The organism is Bacillus pumilus (assembly GCF_900186955.1).
In the GTDB taxonomy this organism is placed as follows: Bacteria; Bacillota; Bacilli; order Bacillales; family Bacillaceae; genus Bacillus; species Bacillus pumilus.
In genome coordinates, this window is record NZ_LT906438.1 from 2,931,026 (window position 1) to 2,948,833 (window position 17,808).

The 17,808-nt window shown below is 41.0% G+C and carries 16 protein-coding genes and 3 pseudogenes; 4 read left to right on the forward strand and 15 right to left on the reverse strand.

Annotated features, from left to right (window positions below; all coding sequences use genetic code 11):
- Positions 1-85: 85 nt before the first annotated feature.
- Both CKW02_RS15450 and bioB read left to right on the forward strand, forming a co-directional pair.
- A complete protein-coding gene (locus CKW02_RS15450; RefSeq protein ID WP_003213146.1) occupies positions 86-436 on the forward strand; it encodes a hypothetical protein in 351 nt (116 codons plus the stop codon).
- Positions 437-598: 162 nt separating this feature from the next.
- Entirely contained in the window at positions 599-1,594 is a 996-nt protein-coding gene (gene bioB, locus CKW02_RS15455) for a biotin synthase BioB (RefSeq protein ID WP_003213491.1), read from the forward strand.
- A gap of 41 nt (positions 1,595-1,635) precedes the next feature.
- Here the strand turns inward: bioB and CKW02_RS15460 are convergent, their stop codons facing one another.
- From CKW02_RS15460 to CKW02_RS15475, 4 genes are all read right to left on the reverse strand, one after another.
- On the reverse strand, positions 1,636-2,109 hold the full coding sequence (locus CKW02_RS15460; RefSeq protein WP_003212767.1) for a hypothetical protein: 474 nt from the start codon (positions 2,107-2,109) through the stop codon (positions 1,636-1,638).
- Positions 2,110-2,291: 182 nt separating this feature from the next.
- Positions 2,292-3,125: an undecaprenyl-diphosphate phosphatase gene (locus CKW02_RS15465; RefSeq protein WP_034620177.1), complete on the reverse strand. Its 834-nt coding sequence runs from the start codon at positions 3,123-3,125 to the stop codon at positions 2,292-2,294.
- Between the two features lie 126 nt (positions 3,126-3,251).
- Positions 3,252-4,394, reverse strand: coding sequence for an AI-2E family transporter (locus tag CKW02_RS15470; protein WP_003213553.1), 1,143 nt, complete (start codon positions 4,392-4,394; stop codon positions 3,252-3,254).
- 65 nt (positions 4,395-4,459) lie between these two features.
- Positions 4,460-4,852: a DoxX family protein gene (locus CKW02_RS15475; protein ID WP_003212669.1), complete on the reverse strand. Its 393-nt coding sequence runs from the start codon at positions 4,850-4,852 to the stop codon at positions 4,460-4,462.
- 200 nt (positions 4,853-5,052) lie between these two features.
- Between CKW02_RS15475 and CKW02_RS15480 the strand changes: the two genes are divergently transcribed.
- Positions 5,053-6,036: a Gfo/Idh/MocA family protein gene (locus tag CKW02_RS15480; RefSeq protein WP_003213546.1), complete on the forward strand. Its 984-nt coding sequence runs from the start codon at positions 5,053-5,055 to the stop codon at positions 6,034-6,036.
- A gap of 82 nt (positions 6,037-6,118) precedes the next feature.
- Here the strand turns inward: CKW02_RS15480 and CKW02_RS15485 are convergent, their stop codons facing one another.
- From CKW02_RS15485 to CKW02_RS20765, 8 genes and pseudogenes are all read right to left on the reverse strand, one after another.
- Positions 6,119-6,643: a type 1 glutamine amidotransferase domain-containing protein gene (locus CKW02_RS15485; protein ID WP_003213715.1), complete on the reverse strand. Its 525-nt coding sequence runs from the start codon at positions 6,641-6,643 to the stop codon at positions 6,119-6,121.
- 90 nt (positions 6,644-6,733) lie between these two features.
- On the reverse strand, positions 6,734-8,722 hold the full coding sequence (tlpB, locus tag CKW02_RS20810; protein ID WP_003213228.1) for a methyl-accepting chemotaxis protein: 1,989 nt from the start codon (positions 8,720-8,722) through the stop codon (positions 6,734-6,736).
- 165 nt (positions 8,723-8,887) lie between these two features.
- Positions 8,888-9,835, reverse strand: coding sequence for a methyl-accepting chemotaxis protein (locus CKW02_RS20740; RefSeq protein ID WP_372706102.1), 948 nt, complete (start codon positions 9,833-9,835; stop codon positions 8,888-8,890).
- Positions 9,827-10,864: pseudogene (locus CKW02_RS20745) on the reverse strand (HAMP domain-containing protein); the annotation flags it as partial. The gene CKW02_RS20740 and the pseudogene CKW02_RS20745, both read right to left, overlap by 9 nt.
- A 176-nt stretch (positions 10,865-11,040) precedes the next feature.
- A complete protein-coding gene (locus CKW02_RS20750; RefSeq protein ID WP_372706103.1) occupies positions 11,041-11,991 on the reverse strand; it encodes a methyl-accepting chemotaxis protein in 951 nt (316 codons plus the stop codon).
- Positions 11,986-13,032, reverse strand: a pseudogene (locus CKW02_RS20755) (cache domain-containing protein); the annotation flags it as partial. The gene CKW02_RS20750 and the pseudogene CKW02_RS20755, both read right to left, overlap by 6 nt.
- 125 nt (positions 13,033-13,157) lie before the next feature.
- Positions 13,158-14,108: a methyl-accepting chemotaxis protein gene (locus CKW02_RS20760; protein WP_372706104.1), complete on the reverse strand. Its 951-nt coding sequence runs from the start codon at positions 14,106-14,108 to the stop codon at positions 13,158-13,160.
- Positions 14,100-15,149: pseudogene (locus CKW02_RS20765) on the reverse strand (cache domain-containing protein); the annotation flags it as partial. The pseudogene CKW02_RS20765 and the gene CKW02_RS20760, both read right to left, overlap by 9 nt.
- Before the next feature lie 156 nt (positions 15,150-15,305).
- Here CKW02_RS20765 and CKW02_RS15510 point away from each other — a divergent pair.
- The gene (locus tag CKW02_RS15510; protein ID WP_003212909.1) at positions 15,306-16,046 is read left to right on the forward strand and encodes a protein-glutamine gamma-glutamyltransferase; all 741 of its coding nucleotides are present in this window, start codon (positions 15,306-15,308) and stop codon (positions 16,044-16,046) included.
- Between the two features lie 21 nt (positions 16,047-16,067).
- Here the strand turns inward: CKW02_RS15510 and CKW02_RS15515 are convergent, their stop codons facing one another.
- From CKW02_RS15515 to CKW02_RS15525, 3 genes are read right to left on the reverse strand one after another with little or no spacing between them, the layout of a single operon-like run.
- A complete protein-coding gene (locus CKW02_RS15515; protein WP_095117870.1) occupies positions 16,068-16,316 on the reverse strand; it encodes a hypothetical protein in 249 nt (82 codons plus the stop codon).
- Positions 16,317-16,340: 24 nt separating this feature from the next.
- Positions 16,341-17,372, reverse strand: coding sequence for a nitronate monooxygenase (locus tag CKW02_RS15520; protein ID WP_003213678.1), 1,032 nt, complete (start codon positions 17,370-17,372; stop codon positions 16,341-16,343).
- Between the two features lie 16 nt (positions 17,373-17,388).
- Positions 17,389-17,790 (reverse strand): secondary thiamine-phosphate synthase enzyme YjbQ, encoded by a 402-nt coding sequence (locus CKW02_RS15525; protein WP_003213080.1) that lies wholly within the window; start codon positions 17,788-17,790, stop codon positions 17,389-17,391.
- Between the last annotated feature and the right edge of the window lie 18 nt (positions 17,791-17,808).

Genomic DNA, 17,808 nt, shown 5'->3' on the forward strand with positions numbered 1-17,808 from the left:
AATACTCTTTTTTCCACATATTTTAATTGACATATAATACTATTATTATTAATATATGTATATACCAAAAAAAGGAGTGTTACCGATGAAAAAATTAATGAAAGCTTGTACATTGTCTTTAGCTGCTTTAGGTGCTCTTACGTTCTTCCAAACTGAAGGTGCTCATGCAGCTGCACAGCCAAAAGAACCAGTTATTGCAAAAGCTCCTATTATGAATAAAGTGATTACAGTGAACCGCACGCTTACGGTAGGTTCTTCAATCGCCGTCTCTCTTCCAGCAAGCCAAATTTCTGTGTCTGGCGCAACATATGCCATTCAATTAGATCAAACAGCTCCGAACTTCACTTGGATTCGTGCCGTACAACGTGGTTCTGTCACAGTTTCTTACTATAATTCACTAGGCGAGCTTGTGATTAACTATATTACTGTTCGATAAGCTATAAGGCTTTACATATAAAAAGGCGATGACTTCATGATCATCGCCTTTTTGTGTGTCTTCAAGTATTTTTGTAGACTTCATTTATCCAATGCTTGCCAACGACTATCCATTATGTTAACTTTTAATAAAAATAAGTTAACATAATGAGAGGAGCTTATGATGGGAAAACACATATCTTTGTCTTGGGAAGCGATAGCAGAGAAAGCGCTGAAAAATGAACGGATCACGCTGCAAGAAGGTCTAGATATTCTTGAAGCTGACGATAGAGAATTATTATCTATCATGCATGCAGCCTATCAAGTACGATTTCATTTTTTTCAAAATAAGGTGAAATTAAATATGATTTTTAACGCAAAAAGCGGTTATTGTCCTGAAAACTGTGGTTATTGTTCACAGTCGATCATTTCTAAAGCACCGGTTGAACGATATACAATGCTTGATCAAAAAACGATTGTGGCTGGCGCGCATGAGGCGCTCAAGAGAAAAGCGGGGACTTATTGTATTGTCGCGAGCGGCAGAGCACCTTCTCACAGAGAATTAGATGAGGTGACGGCAGCAGTAAAAGAGATCACTGAGACCATGCCTTTGAAGGTGTGTGCATGTCTTGGGTTATTAAATGAAGACAAAGCGAAGCGGCTGAAGGAAGCAGGGGTTCATCGGTACAATCACAATATCAATACACATCAAGATCATCATGCTCACATTACGACAACTCATACATATCATGACCGCTTGTCGACCCTTGAAGAGGTCAAACAGTCGGGCATGTCACCTTGCTCAGGGGTTATCATTGGAATGGGTGAAACCAACCAGCAAATTGTCGAAATGGCTTTTGCGCTCAGAGCCATTGATGCGGATTCTATTCCAGTCAACTTTCTTCATGCAATTGAGGGAACACCACTTGAGCATCAAGAACGAACACATCCGGTCAAAGCATTGAAAGTGTTGGCACTCATGAGGTTTGTCAATCCAACCAAGGAAATTCGAGTATCTGGAGGCAGAGAGTTCAATTTACGGACGCTTCAGCCGCTTGCTCTTTATGCGGCAAATTCCATTTTCGTAGGCGATTATTTGACAACAAAAGGTCAGCAAGTCCGAATGGATCATCATATCATTGAAGATTTAGGTTTTGACATAGAAGAATGTGCGTTATAAAAAAAGTCTGCCGGTGAAGCGGCAGACTTTTAACTATAAGATTAGAATCTTTTATGGAAGTCGACAGTGCCGCTTCCTTCCTCACGGTCAAAGCTGCCGACAAATGTCCAGTTAATATAGCCGCCGTCACCATTATTGACGAACGTCCCATCTTCAAATACCCAAATACCAAACGTAATACCATCATATTCAACACTATCATAGTAAACCACATTGTTCAGTCCGCTAAAGTCATGGTCTTGGCTTAAGTTTTGGACAACGACGTTATAGTTTTGACCTGCTTCATAGAAGGCGCTGTACGCCGCATTTTTAACGAATCCATCACGATTTTGAGATGATTTTACTGCTTGTTCAATTTTATCGGCAATGGCTACTGGATCAATAGAGACACTTCCATCAACACCTGTTGTCGTTGCAGCTTCAGCCGTTTGACCAAAAGTCGTAAGAGATAGAGGGGCAGCAACCATTGACGTAGCGATCACAGAACTAACAAAAAATTTGCTTGTTTTTCTCATTATTTCTAACTCCTCCTTTAATTGGTATGTTTATGTACTACCCCTTCTCTTGTCTCTTAAACACTAATTTATGAAAAAACTTCTTTTTCTACCAATTAAGAGGGTGATTTTACTGTTTAAAAGAGTTGGAATAACAAAAAAACTACTCTTTTTAAAGAGTAGTTAAAGAGTAGTTTCCAGCATTACATGAATAGGATAAATAAAATCACACCTAGGATAATTCGATATATCGCAAAAGGCACCAGTTTGATTTTATTGATCAGTTTTAGGAAGAATCGAACAACAAAGAGAGCCACAATAAACGCACTCACAAAGCCGACGATAAAGAATGGCAGCATGTCTGTTGTTAAATATTCGGCATTTTTCACCAGTGTTAACAAGCTTGCCCCCGCCATAATCGGCATCGCCATGATAAATGTAAAGTCAGCTGCCGCACGGTGATTCAAACCAAGAATAACCCCGCCTGCGATCGTCGAACCTGAGCGCGAGAAGCCTGGCCATAATGCCAAACATTGAAACAGTCCGATATAAAGTGCCTGTTTGTACGTCATGTTATCGACAGAGCTTGTTTCTGTTTTACGTTTATTAATCCAGTCAGCGACAAGCATCAGTACTGCGCCTAAAATCAAACCGACAGCAACTGTTCTCACGTCAAACAAGTATTTATCAATATAATCTTCAAATAAGAATCCTAAAATGACGGCTGGGACGAGTCCTACTGCAATTTGAGCAATGGTCAGCTTATGCCCGCTGCGCTTTTGTTCTTCAGTGATATTTTTCTTTAAGCCTAACAAGTTCAAAATCCGATCCTTGAACACAATCATGACAGCTAAAATAGAGCCTAACTGAATCACGACTTTAAATGTGTTTGCCGCCTCTGGTGTAATGATTTCCTTTGATTTTAACCATAGATCATCGACAATGATCATGTGACCTGTAGACGAGACAGGTGCATACTCTGTTAATCCTTCGACAATTCCTAAAACCAGTGCCACGAATAAATCCCATAGATTCATGATTTTCTTTCCTTTCAATTCTGATCTTTTGAACAGGCAACCATCTATGTCCGCATAAAGACAAGCTTCCTTCATCGAAAGCTCGTCTTTATGATACTATATTTTTTTCAAAAAAAGATTATGACATTAAACCTTTTCTTCTTTATACAAATTGGATCGCATTTTGAACCAATCAAACAAGTGGGTCGTGATGACCTTCAGGACGGCATATGTCGGAATCGCAACAATAATGCCGACTACGCTGAACAATTTACCTGCTGTTAAGAGAACAAAGATAATCGTGATTGGATGGATATGAAGGTTTTTCCCCATGACCTGTGGAGAAATGAATTTCCCTTCAATCAGCTGGACAACCGTCCAAACAATGATCAATTTTAACAGCATAATTGGTGACGTGACAAGGGCAATCACAATCGCTGGTGTAATGGCAATCGTTGGACCAAGGTAAGGCACGATACTTGTACATGCCGCAATGATAGCTAACAAAAAGGCATAGTCTAACCCAATGATCATATAACCAATTAAAAGAAGAACACCTATACAAAAGCTGACAATGATCTGTCCGAGAATATAAGAGCTCAGGCGATGGTTCATTTCGTGAAGCACGATATGTGTATGTTCTCTAAACTTATTCGGAATAAATTTCAGGAAATAGTCAGGCAATTTTTTGCCGTCTTTTAATAAATAAAACAGAATGAACGGAACGGTCACGATCGAGATGATGACTTCAGTGAGCGCCCCTAAGAATGTCCCCACTCCGGTAAAGGTACTTTCCAAAATTTTCGTCGCTTGACTTGACGCTTTGCTCACCAATTCAGAAACGTTAAAATTCATCGCTTTTTGCGCTTGATTAATGAAGTTGCTTCCCGTTAGTTGTCTAATCTGATCTTCTACCGTATCAACATATTTCGGAAGGTTATGAAACAGACTCATCATTTGCGCTTGTAAAAACGGAATAATAGACACAATCGTCACTGTAATAATGCCAATAATGACAATATATAAAAGCAAAATCGAAAAGATCCGTTTGACTCTAAACTTCTCTAACAAATTGACAATTGGATTTAATAAATAATACACGACCCCCGTTAAAATAATCGGTAAGGCGATGGTTTTGACGAGTACAATGAGCGGTGTGAAAATAAAGGATGTCTTCATGAAAACAAGGATATTCAATCCAATTAATAGCAGGACGAGTAAAAAGAGAACAAACTTGTTATCAAGAAAAAATTTTCTAAATCGACTGCTCCACATTTGCATAGAATTCATATCGTTCCTCCAAACTCGGGCTATTTTATAAATAAATTGTACACTACCTAATCATGATATGGTGGTCATTGTTTCAGCTTTTTTTCCCATTTCGCAATAGACATCACCCATACAATCAGAATTGGCTGTCCTATCAGTCTTATCCATAGCAAAGACTGCTCTGTGCTTTCTTGACCTGGAAATGGAATTCCCTCTCGTGCAGCAAATAAGTTTGCAGGGAAAATGAGGACAAGATAGACAGCAATGATTTTTGCTGCTACGATCCTGACATTTGGCAAAAGCAGCAAGACAGCTAGCAGCCATTCTAGGCATGCCGTCGCATAGACCATTACATATGGAAATGGCCAGCCTGGCATCATACGGGCAAAGCCGCTCGGCTCTATCACATGAAAAAAACCGGCTGCTATGAATAAAAGCGCAAAGACGTATGTACTTCCTATATGCAGGATTCGCTTCATGGTCGTTTCCTCCTCTCCCTTCTATCAGAGTATTACCCGAATGAAGGAAGAAACTACCCCTTTTCGTACATTTATATCCTTTATGTAAGACGCATCAGCCTATATAAAGGTTTCATCCGCTTTTCAATAAAAAGAATGTTCTTTCATACAAACGCTTTCAAAGGATGTATAATCAGAGAAAAGTAGAAGGAGGGAACGACATGATTCGATTTGCTGTCATCGGAACGAACTGGATTACAGATCGATTCTTACAGGCCGGTGAAGGAGTAGCTGATTTTACATGTACAGCCGTCTATTCACGATCCGCTGAAAAAGGCCAGGCATTTGCCGAAAAATACGGTATTGATACAGTTTTTACGAACTTACATCAAATGGCGGAAAGTGATGCGTTTGATGCCGTGTATATTGCGAGTCCAAATGCCCTTCATAAAGAGCAGGCCATGTTGATGATGGAGCACCAAAAGCACGTATTATGCGAAAAACCATTTGCCTCTCACCGAAAAGAAGTAGAAGAAATGATTGCTGCAGCGAAGAAACATCAAGTGTGTTTGATGGAAGCGATGAAAACGACATTTCTGCCCAACTTCCTTCAAATCAAACAGCATCTTGATCAGCTTGGACCCATTCGGCAAGTGGTCGCTCATTACTGTAAATATTCCTCAAGATACGATGCCTACCGAAATGGCGAGATTCCAAATGCGTTTAAGCCTGAATTATCCAATGGTTCTTTAATGGATATCGGTGTGTATCTCGTCTACCCGGCGCTCTATTTATTTGGTCTGCCGAATCAAATCACCGCGAGAGGCTATAAGCTTTCTTCTGGTGTAGATGGGAGCGGCTCTGTCCTTATGCAATATGACGGGCATCAAGCACTTCTTTTTCATTCTAAAATTTCAACGTCTCATTTATCTGCGGAAATTCAAGGAGAGGATGCGACGATGGTGATTGATCAATTCCACCGTCCTTCGCATATCACGATCCATGATCGGCAAGGACACCATACCGACATCTCTCTCGAAGATGATCAGCCAGCCATGTATTATGAAATCTGTCATTTTATTGAGTGTATTCAGCAAGGAATGAGGCAGTCTCCGGTCAATACATTTGCCTTATCTGTTCAAACCATGTCCGTCATGGACGAGGCGAGAAAACAAATGGGCGTGAGGTTTCCTGCCGATAGATAAAATGAATGGGCATGAAATGATAAACAAGGGGCGAACATGATGTGCAAGTTCGCCCTTTGTTTTTTTATTTTGGGTCCATTGTTTATGTTGCCGCTAACACATCCGCAAATGCTTTCACATAGGGAGGAAGATCCGGTGGACGTCTGCTCGAGACGAGGTGACCATCTGTGACGACTGCTTCATCAAACCAGTCTGCTCCAGCATTTGTCATATCATCTTTAATACCAGGTGTGCTCGTTACTTTTTTGCCTTGCAGGATGCCTGCTGAAATGAGCACCCAGCCAGCATGGCAAATTTGTCCGATTGGTTTCGCCTTTTCATCAAACGTACGGACAATGTCTAATACTTCTGGATAACGACGCAGTTTATCGGGCGCCCATCCGCCTGGGACGAGCACAGCATCATATTCATCCGCTTGAATGGAATAAAAATCTGCATCGGATACGGCAGGCACACCATACTTGCCGATGTACTCATGATCTGCTTTTTCTCCTACGAGATGGACGGTTGCGCCCTCCTCTCTTAAACGCAGAACCGGATACCATAGCTCTAAATCTTCAAAATCATCACTGACAAACGCAATGACCTTCTTATTTGATAAACGCATAACATCTCTCCTATTCTTTCAATTTCCTCTATTGTACGAGATGACCGCTTAAAAAGAAAAGCGGTTCCCCTTGAGGAGAACCACTTGATCTTATTCACTGATCTTGAATTTTTTAATTAAATCACGTAATTCTTCCGCCATTTGGGAAAGAGTCGTAGAGGAAGAACTAATCTCTTCCATAGAAGCAAGCTGCTCTTCAGCAGATGCAGCGATATCTTGGATGCTTGCTGAACTCTCTCGTGATACATCTGCAATGTCATTCACTGCTTTAGAAATTTGCTCAGATCCTTTTGAAAGCTCGCGTACTGTTGTATTCATTTCATTCATTCTTGTAGCGATTTCCGCTGTTTGCTGATTAATTTGTGAGAAGCTTTCTTTCGTTTGATCTGTAATGGAAAGACCATTCTTCACTTCTTCATTCACTGATTTGAACATATTTTGAGATGTTTCGATTTCAGATACAATTTCTTTCACAAGCTTTTCAATCTCTTTTGCTGAATCTGATGATTGAACTGCAAGTTTACGTACTTCCTCTGCGACAACAGAGAAGCCTCTGCCTGACTCACCTGCACGTGCTGCTTCAATAGCTGCATTGAGTGCAAGTAAATTCGTTTGATCCGCAATGCCGTTAATCACGCCTAGGATGTTTGTGATGTCTTTTGATTTATGCTCTAGCCCGTTGATCACCCCTTCAGCTTCTTTCACTGAATGGTCGATCGTCTTCATTTGGCCAACGGTTTGCTCCACAAGCTGTCCGCCTGATTCCGCGACTGTTCTTGATTGAATAGATGATGCTGCGATGACATCAGATGTTTCTGCGACCTCGTTCAGACCTTCATTCATTTGTTTTAAATGAGCCGCACTTTGCTCCACCATTTCGCTTTGATTTTCGTTGCCGTTTGAGAATGTTTCAATAGATGATGTAATGTGTTCGGTTGCTTTTGTTGTTTGACCTGCGCTTGCTGTCAGTTCTTCAGATGAAGAAGCCACGTTTTCTACAGATGTTTGTACAGCTTGGATGACATCTCTTAATGATTCACTCATTTCATTAAAGCTTGTGCCTAGCTGTCCAATTTCATCTTTTGACCGGACATCAATTTTTTCTGTTAAATCTCCTTCACTGATTTTCTTTGAAGAAGAGACAAGTATAGATAGTGGTTTTGTAATGGAACGGATGATCAAGAAGATCAGAATCCCGCCAATGATGAGCGCGCCAGCTAAAATGATAGCGGCCATGTTAAAGACTGGCTGTGCAGCTTCTTCTACTTCTGTCACAAACATCGTACCGACAATTTTCCAGCCAGTCGCTTTGTTTGTGGTGAATTCCATTTGCTTTTCTTTTCCTTCAAACATATAACTCATAGAACCTTCATCTTGTGAATAAAGCTTTTCTAGCCATTCACCAGATAATTTTGTTCCCGCTTTTTTCGTAGGATGGGCAACAAAGGTACGATCCGGACTTCCGATAAAGGCATAACCCTGTTTCCCAATGTTTATGCTATTTGATTCTTTTACTAGATTCGCAATGTCTAGGTTCATTGCAATGACGCCTGATCCGTCCTCTAACTTTTTAGAGATGGTGACCACAAGCGTACCTGTGGAAGCTGTTGGATACGGTGCTGAAACAGACAGCTCTCCGTTTTTCTCCCAGCCGTCTTTATACCAATCCCGCTCCGTTGCGACATAGTCAGCAGGCATTTTTTTATTAGGATATCTTGAAAACACTTTGCCATCACTTGAAGCGACAAAAATGCCTTCTGTGTCATCATTCATACTCATGAACTGCTCAAACCGTCCTTGAATATCTGTCGTGCCTTTTTGCTTAAGCTTTTTCTCCGTGATCCATTTGCTAAAGAAATCGGCTGCGTCTGTTTTCACTTTCACAACCTTCGTAATATTTTTATCTAGCTGCTCGACGTTCTCCTTTGCACTTTGCATGATTTGATCATTCAAAGAAGTACTCGCCGTATGATATGAAGAGAATGCCAACACAATGATAGGGCATAAGAGAATAAATAAGAAAGAGAATACGAGCTTTTTTGAAATAGATGGCTTCCTGAAATACTGTATGAATTTCATAAAAAAGAAAACTCCTTTTCGTAAGATAGTATATATATCGGAAGTACTACTATGTTCTTTACTTTTTTAACTTATTAAAGTCTAAATAAGACCAAAATACCCAAATTATATGTATTGAATGGAAAAAACACCTGACGCCAAAACGTCAGGTGCTTCCCTATATTCTTATATTTTAAATTGTTTAATGAGCTCTCTTAGCTCTTCTGCCATCTGAGATAACGTAGCAGAGGAGGAACTGATCTCTTCCATAGATGCCAGCTGTTCTTCTGCGGATGCTGCGATATCTTGGAAGCCTGCGGAGCTTTCTCGTGAAAGCTCTTTAATTTGATTCACCGCATGTGAAATATCATTTGAGCCATGCGAGAGTTCTTTAGCCGTTCCGTTCATTTGTTTCATTTGGTCTGTCATTTCTGATGTTTTATCGGTAATTTTCTCAAAGCTGACTTTCGTTTCATCTGTAATATTTAATCCAGATTGTACTTCACCTGCTACTTGTTTAAACATGTTCTGTGATTTTTTAATTTCCTCTACAATCTCGTTCGTCAAGCTTTCAATTTCCTTTGAAGAGCTTCCGGATTGCTCTGCCAGCTTACGAACTTCTTCTGCAACAACAGAGAAACCTCTGCCTGCTTCTCCTGCCCGAGCGGCTTCTATCGCAGCATTTAAAGCTAGGAGATTGGTCTGGTCGGCAATGCCGTTAATGACACCCAGAATGTTCGTAATATCTTTTGATTTCTGCTCTAAGCCTTGAATCACAAGCTCTGCTTCTTTCACTGCCTGCTCGATGGTTTGCATTTGCCCTGCTGTTTTTTGAACAAGTTCTCCACCGGCCTGAGCCGTTTTGCTTGAATCAATCGACGATTCCATCATATGAGAGGTCGTATCGACCATATGGGACAAGCTGCGATCCATTTCGTTCAACTGAACTGAGCTTTTTTCGATCATATCATTTTGATGTTCATTGCTGTTTGAGAACTGTTCAATAGATGATGTGATATGCTCAGTCGCTTGAGCGGTCTGTCCCGCACTTGCTGTTAATTCTTCAGAAGAGGCGGCCACATTTTCAATGGAATTCTGGACAGCTTGAATGACTTGTTTCAGCTTTGCTGACATCTCGTTAAAACTCTGGGCAAGCTTACCGATTTCATCGTGCGTACGAACTTCAATGTGCTGGGTCAGATCACCCTGACTGATTTTCTCAGCCGATTCAGAGAGTGCTATCAGTGGCTTTCGGATCGATTTAATAATAAAATAAATCGCGATTCCGCCTATAGCAATCGCAACTGCCAGTATGATCATTGTTAAATCGAGTACTGGCTGTGCAGCTTCTTGGATTTCACCAACATACATCGTTCCAGCAAGCTTCCAGCCTGTTGCTTCATTTGTGTCAAAAAACATTTGCTTCGTCTGTCCATTGTATTCATATTTGAAACTGCCTTGTTTTTTATCATACAATTTTGTGATGAAATCACCTGTCAATTTCGCCCCAGGCTTGTCTGTTTTATGGGCAATATAATGCTGATCTGGAGTCGCGACAAACGCATAGCCTTCTTTGCCTATTTTGATACTGTTTGTATCTTTCACGATCGTGTTCAAGCGCATATTGATTCCAGTCACACCAGATCCATCTGCTAACCGCTCTGATATTGTGATGAGCAGGTCATCTGATGACTTGTCGACAAAAGGATCTGATATGATGAGTTTCTCATCTCCCATCGATTGTTGAAACCACGGTTCGTTTTTTGCGCTCGCTTCACTACCTTTGTGAATCTTGGAATATTCGGTTAATCTACCATTTTGATCTGCAATGAATACCTCCACTACATCTTCATCTGTTTCCGATAATTGCTCTAATTTCACCTTGAGTAAATCCTTGTTTTTAGAAGCCAATTCACTCTTTTTCACCGATTTCGATAAATAAGAAACGATATCAATTTTAGGCTGTACATCTTTATTAATGAGTTCGTTTAATTGCTGAACACCATTTGCAGCACTAGACATAATCTCATCATTGAGAGACTTTGATGCCACTTCATAAGAAAATGCTGCCAATACGAGAATTGGCACTAGGAGAATCGCTAAGAATGCAGTAATTAATTTCTTCGACATTGTAAAGTGCTTAAAAAAGTTGATTTTTTTCATGACTCTACTCCTTTTGAATTATGATTTGTGGTCTTTCCCTTCTATTCTTAGGTAATATGAATTATTTTTCAAGGCTTAATGTTCGAAAATAAACAAAAATAAGTAAAATTACCTATTTCTTTTGATTTACTCAATTAGAAAAGAGCCCTTTAGCTGAAGGGCTCTTTTCATTTTGTCTATTCGACTTTAAATTTGCTGATCAAATCACGCAATTCTTCTGCCATTGATGAAAGCGTAGCAGAGGAGGAGCTGATTTCTTCCATAGATGCGAGCTGTTCTTCCGCTGAAGCCGCAATGTCTTGAATGTTTGCGGAGCTTTCACGTGAGACGTCTGCAATCTCACGGACAGCCTCTGACACATGTGCAGAGCCATTTGAAAGCTGGACAACTGTTTGATTCATGGTTTGAAGCTGGTCAGAAATTTCTTTTGTCATTTCGAAAATATTGTGGAAGCTGACTCTTGTTTGTTCAGTGAAGCTTAGGCCTGATTGAACTTCTCGATTCACTGCAGTGAATACTTCCTGTGATACATCGATGTCTTGAACGATTTCTTTAATCAAATTCTCGATTTCTTTCGCCGAATTGGCTGATTGAACAGCCAGTTTTCTTACTTCTTCTGCTACAACGGAGAAGCCTCTGCCAGATTCCCCAGCTCTTGCTGCCTCAATTGCTGCATTTAGCGCAAGTAGATTCGTTTGGTCGGCGATACCATTGATGACACCTAGAATTTGTGTAATGTCTTTTGATTTACTTTCAAGAGCGCTGATGACATTCTCTGCTTTTTTCACGGACTGATCAATGACATTCATTTGAGAAGCGGTTTTTTCGACAAGCTGTCCGCCTTCCCCTGCGATACCTGTTGATTTGATCGATGAAGCAGTAATGGACTCAGCCGACTCATTCATGTGCTGAAGGCCACGGTTCATTTCATCTAACTCTTCTGAGCTGGATTCGACTTTGTCATTTTGACTTTCATTTCCATTGGAGAATTGTTCAATGGCTAGTGTAATATGCTCTGTTGCTTTACTTGTTTGCCCTGCGCTGGCGGTCAGTTCTTCTGATGAAGAAGCGACATTTTCGACTGAGGTTTGGACGGCACTAATGAGGGTTCTTAATGAGTCAATCATTGTATTAAAGCCTTTCCCAACTTGGCCGATTTCGTCATCTGATTGGATCTGAAGCTTATCGCGCAAATCACCTTCGCTGACTTTTTTCGAGAAGCGGGCAAGGTTGGATAATCTTTTAGATATAGAGCGGACGATAAAGAAGATGAGGGTACCTGCTACGATAAGTGTCACACTGAACACAATAATGGCTGTATTGAAAACGGGCTTTGCTGCATCTTCTACTTCTGATACGAGCATCGTTCCACCGATTTTCCAGCCGGTTAATTCGTTGGTCACATACGCAACCTTTTTATCTATTCCTTTGAGTGTGTAGCTGCCGTTTCCTTCTTTGTTTTGATAAATAATATTTGCTAGATTCTCATTGACCTGACTTCCTGGCTTTTGGGTCGGATCTGCTAAAACTGTTTTATCTTTCTCCATGATGAAGGCATAGCCTTTTTGCCCAATTTTGATTTCTTTTAACTTTTGAATCAGGGTGTCAATTTCCATATCAAGTCCAATAACACCTGACCCATCTTTCATTTTTTGAGTAATCGTGATGACCATTTTGCCTGTGGAGGCTGCTACGTATGGTTTTGTGATGACTTGTTTGCCGTTTTCTGCCTTGAGCGCTTCTTGATACCATGGGCGCTCTCTTGGATCGTAGCCATCAGGCATCTTTTGAACTGGATATTGCATAAACAATCCCTTTTCGGAGCCTGCATAGATAGCAGAAACATCTTTTTCATTAATTTTTCCAAATTGCTGCAATTCTTTGATGGTCGCATTTCTATTTTTTTCTTGAAGATTAGACGCTTTGAGTGAGTCTGTAAACAGAGCCACAGCATCTGCTTTGTTTCCTATATTCTCATTGATTAAAGTATCAAATGCATTGACTTGACTCATCGCACTGCCCATAATCTGTTTGTCTAGCTCTGTCTTTGATGTAAAAAACGCACTAATTGTCAGTGCAGTGGTTGGCAGGATAAGGACTACCAAAAAAGCCATAATTAATTTTTTTGAAATGGATGGTTTTTTTAACCATTGGATCATTTTCCCCATTTTCTCTTTCCCCCTTTACTTCTCTAAAGTTATTATCGGATGAAAGGTTTAATTTTACAGGCTAGACATGCTGTTTAAAAATAAAAAAAATACCCAGACAATTCTGGGTATTTTTTCATCGTTTTTTAATCAATTTTGAATTGACTTGTGAGCTCTTTTAGTTCCTCTGCCATGTTAGATAGTGTCACTGAAGAAGATGATATTTCTTCCATAGAGGCCAGTTGCTCTTCAGCAGAAGCCGCAATGTCCTGAATGTTTGCCGCACTTTCTCTAGAGACTTGGCGCATCTCCTGCATAGCTTGTGAAACTAGCTTCGAACCGCTCGATAGATCAATGGCTGTATCATTTAATTGCGTCAGTTTTTTCGACATTCCTTCTGCCGCCTCATAAATGTTCTGGAAGCTTTCTTTTGCTTCTTCTGTCATACCAAGTCCTGCATGTACTTCTCGATTGACCGTTTTGAACATATCTTGAGATTTAGCAATTTCTAACACAATTTCTTGAATGAGTTTTTCTATTTCTTTCGCTGAGTCTGCCGATTGGACAGCTAGTTTTCTCACTTCTTCTGCCACGACAGAGAAGCCGCGTCCTGATTCGCCTGCTCTTGCTGCTTCGATGGCTGCATTTAACGCAAGAAGATTCGTTTGATCTGCAATGCCGTTAATGACATTTAAAATGCTCGTAATATCTTTAGACTTATATTCTAATTGCTTCATGACTTGTTCTGCTTCTTGTACAGATGTATCAATATGTTTCATTTGGCTCGCTGTGCTTTCAACAATTCGGCCGCCTTGACCAGCTGCCTCTGTCGATTGAAGTGAGACAGTAGCCACTTCTGATGACGTTTGTGACATGCCTTGTAATCCTTCATTCATTGCCACAAGCTGATTCGTACTAGATTCGACTTTCTCGTTTTGTGCTTCATTTCCGTTTGAAAATTGTTCAATCGACATTGTGATATGCTCGGTTGCTTGACTTGTTTGGCTGGCACTTGCCGTCAGCTCCTCGGAAGCGGAAGCCACATTGTCGACAGATTGCTGTACCGCTCGAATGACGTCACGAAGGGATTCACTCATTTTGCTAAAGCTTCTCGTGAGATCTCCAATTTCATCCTTCGATTTGGTTTCAAGGGTTTCGGTTAAATCACCATCACTCACCTTTTCTGAGAAATCAACAAGCTTTCGAAGTCCAATTGTGATGGAGCGAACGATAAAGAAGATCGCAATACCGCCAAGGATAAAGGAAGAAATTAAAAGAATAATGGCAGAATTCCAAACTGGCTGTGCTGCTTCTTCTGTTTCTGATACAAACATCGTTCCAGCAATTTTCCAACCTGTTAAATCATTTGTCACAAAAACGAGACGCTTTTGTTCTCCTTTATTCTCATAAGTTGACGTTCCTTCTTTTCCGCTGTAAAGGATAGATGAAATATTTTCAGTGACCTTAGATCCTGACTTTTCTTCTGGATGGGCCACAATTTGTTTGTTTTTATTTGCAATAATTGGATATCCTTGACGTCCGATTTTAATCTCTTTTATTTTATCGACAATGTCTTGCACATCAATGTCAATTCCGATCGCTCCCGATCCGTCCTTCAGACGCTGGGCAATCGTGACAACCATGCCGTTTGTTGTGGCAGAGATGTATGGATTGGTAACGACTGGATTACCACTGTTATCCTGCATAGCTAGTTGATACCAATCGCGCGTTGTTGGATCATAGCCTTTTGGCATGTCTACTTTAGGAAACTGAATGAAATCACGCTTTTTACTTGCTGCATAAAATCCAACCACATCTTCTTCATTGATTTTACTGTATATCTCGAAATGCTCATACAGTTCATCCTGGTTGTTCTTCTTAAAGTCTGCAGCAGTAGATGTTTCAGTAAAGAGTTTTACTGCGTTTTCCTTATTCATAAGCTTTTGCTGGATCATATCATTCAGTTCATGGACTCTTGTGTTTGCTCCGTACATGATTTCATGATCTAATTCTTCTTTGGCAATCTGATATGAAATCGTACTGAGTGTAATAATTGGCAAGACAAGAACGAGAGTGAATGAAATAATCAGTCTCTTAGAAATCGATGGTTTTTTCAACCATTTTATTGCATTTTTCATGTTTTTCCTCCTTTTAAACGATATGTTATATATCGGACAGCTTCATATTATTTTCATGTTTTTCAAATAAAAAGGATGCTTTTTTGTTTATTTACACAAATTGATTCCTTGCCCAAGCACCCTGCATACGCTAATACAAAAGGGGGCGCTTTTCATATGATTATCCTTTCAGGACAGCCAGTGACAAATGAGCAGCTGGCTTCATTTCAGCTAGAGGGACAAAAGCGGATCATATTAATGCAGTTACAAGCCTCAAATGATACGTTCCGCTATAGGCAAGCATCTGATTTGTTATTTGAGGTTACATTGAGATCGAACATTATGAATGCTGCAAGAGATTTGCATAAAAGCGGTGCCTCATTTGCCATCTTTCAAAGGTCTCGTGCAAATGAAGCCTTTTGGCGCGTATCTGAAGCAGGAGCACTAGAGCTGCGCTATCAAGTCGAACCATCTAGAGGCATTAAAGACATTTTTGAAAATGGCTCACAATATGCATTTGAATGTGCCACCGCCATTGTCATCGTGTTTTATATGGGCGTCTTGCAAACGGTAGGAGACGAGAAGTTTAACCGAAGGCTTCGCAGTCTAACTCTGTATGACTGGCATTATGATACATTGTCGATTTATACAGAGCGCGGGAATGACTTTATCTATGGGGATTGCTTATATTTCGAGAATCCAGAATTTAGCTATCAGCAGTCACAGTGGCGCGGGGAAAATGTGATTTACTTAGGAGAAGATCAATATTACGGACATGGACTTGGAATTTTAACAGCGGCAGAAATTATCGACAAATTGAATAAGAGAAGGCGGCCAGGTGCTGTTCAATCTGCTTATCTATTGCCGCAGACCACCCGGATGGATGTGATTTATCTCAGGCAAATGTTCGGCAGCTAAAAAAAGCCTCTTGTCTAGTGGTTATGACAAGGGGCTTTTATATGCCTTGCGCTTTCGATAATCTTGCAGCGTGCCAAGCATCGTGTTCGCAAGGATCTCCATTTTTTCTAAGTCTTTACTTGTGACCGGCGGATCATGCCGGCTCCATTTTACATAACGAACAAAATAGTAATGACGAATGGGCGTAAGGACGGCAGGAGAGTGCGGAAATTCATCAAACCAGAATTCAATTTGGCCTTTTTTTCGGTATGAATGTTTTAAGATGTCCACCCTTTCACACCACCCAACATGATTTTATATGTGCGTCAGTTCATGCATGATCTCCTCAACGGTTAAAATCGAGTGAATACGGCCAACGCCCTGTCCCGCCCAAAGAGCCATTTGATCAGGGTTTCCCGCAGCAGCTGCTGCATTTCGCATCGGTGTCGTCCATACATGCTGAACCGGATAAGGAAGAACCCTATCTTCATTCTGTCTTTCTTCCTCCATCCACTGATTCACAATACCTCTTGCTCTTTTTCCAGAAAAAAGCTTCGTGATCTTTGTTTCACTGCTTGCTGCCTGTAAAATCGCCTTTTTGTATATGTCTGCCGCAGCACTTTCTTGACTGGCTAAAAATCGTGTGCCGATTTGCACCGCATCCGCTCCAAGCGCTAGAGCGGCTTCCACACCTGCTCGATCTGTAATCCCGCCTGCGGCGATCAATGGCACATGACAAAGCGGCTTGACGTCAGAGATCAGGCTAAAGAGTCCCATCAGGGCATCTCCTTTTGCAGGTAAAAAGGTACCTCGGTGACCCCCTGCTTCACTTCCTTGCAGAACAATGGCATCCATCCCTTTTTCCTCTAAAAGCAGTGCTTCCTCTTTTGTTGTGGCGGTTCCAATTAAAAAGATCCCCTTTTGTTTTAAGCGATGTATCGTTTGTTCGTTTGGACAAGCGAAGGTAAAGGAAACGACCGGTACGTCCTCATCCAAAAGAATGTTGATTTTCTGTTCAAAATCATTCCACAATTCCTCTTCGCTCGGCAGTCTATCGGCTACTGGTCGTGCTGGCAGTCTCTTCTCCCAAAATGCCACATCCTCTTTTTTGACTTCAGAAATTGGCTCTGGTACAAATACATTGACCTGAAACAGGCGAGTTGTCAGTTGTTTGACCTGTCTGATCTGCTGCCTTAAATGGTCAGGCTGCACATATCCACTTGCCAAACTGCCAAGTCCTCCGCATTGCGAAACAGCGGCTGCCAGCTGAGGTGTCACGGCACCTCCTGCCATTGGCGCTTGAATCATCCCATATTTGATTTGCAGTAATTTCGTGATATCCCCCATTTATTTCCCCCATCTCTTACTCGTTTGATGATACCTGTATATAAAAATGGCGATGTCTCGGCCCGTCAAACTCACAGAAATAAATTCCCTGCCATGTGCCAAGGACAAGATCACCATGATTAATGAGAATATGCTGCGTAGCACCCATAAAGCTTGCTTTCATATGTGCGGCTGTATTTCCTTCCATATGGCGGTCCTTCGGATGTTCCCACGGAAAGACTTCGTCAAGCCGGCGGAGCATATCTCGTTTCACATCTGGGTCCGCATTTTCATTAATGGTCATCCCTGCTGTCGTATGAGGACAGTAGACAATGACGGTTCCGTTTTGAATACCTGTTTCCTTGATATATTGATGGACCTCATTCGTCACGTCGATCATCTCATCGCGTCTATTTGTTTGTACATTGATTTTTTTCATATGAGCGGCTCCTTTTTG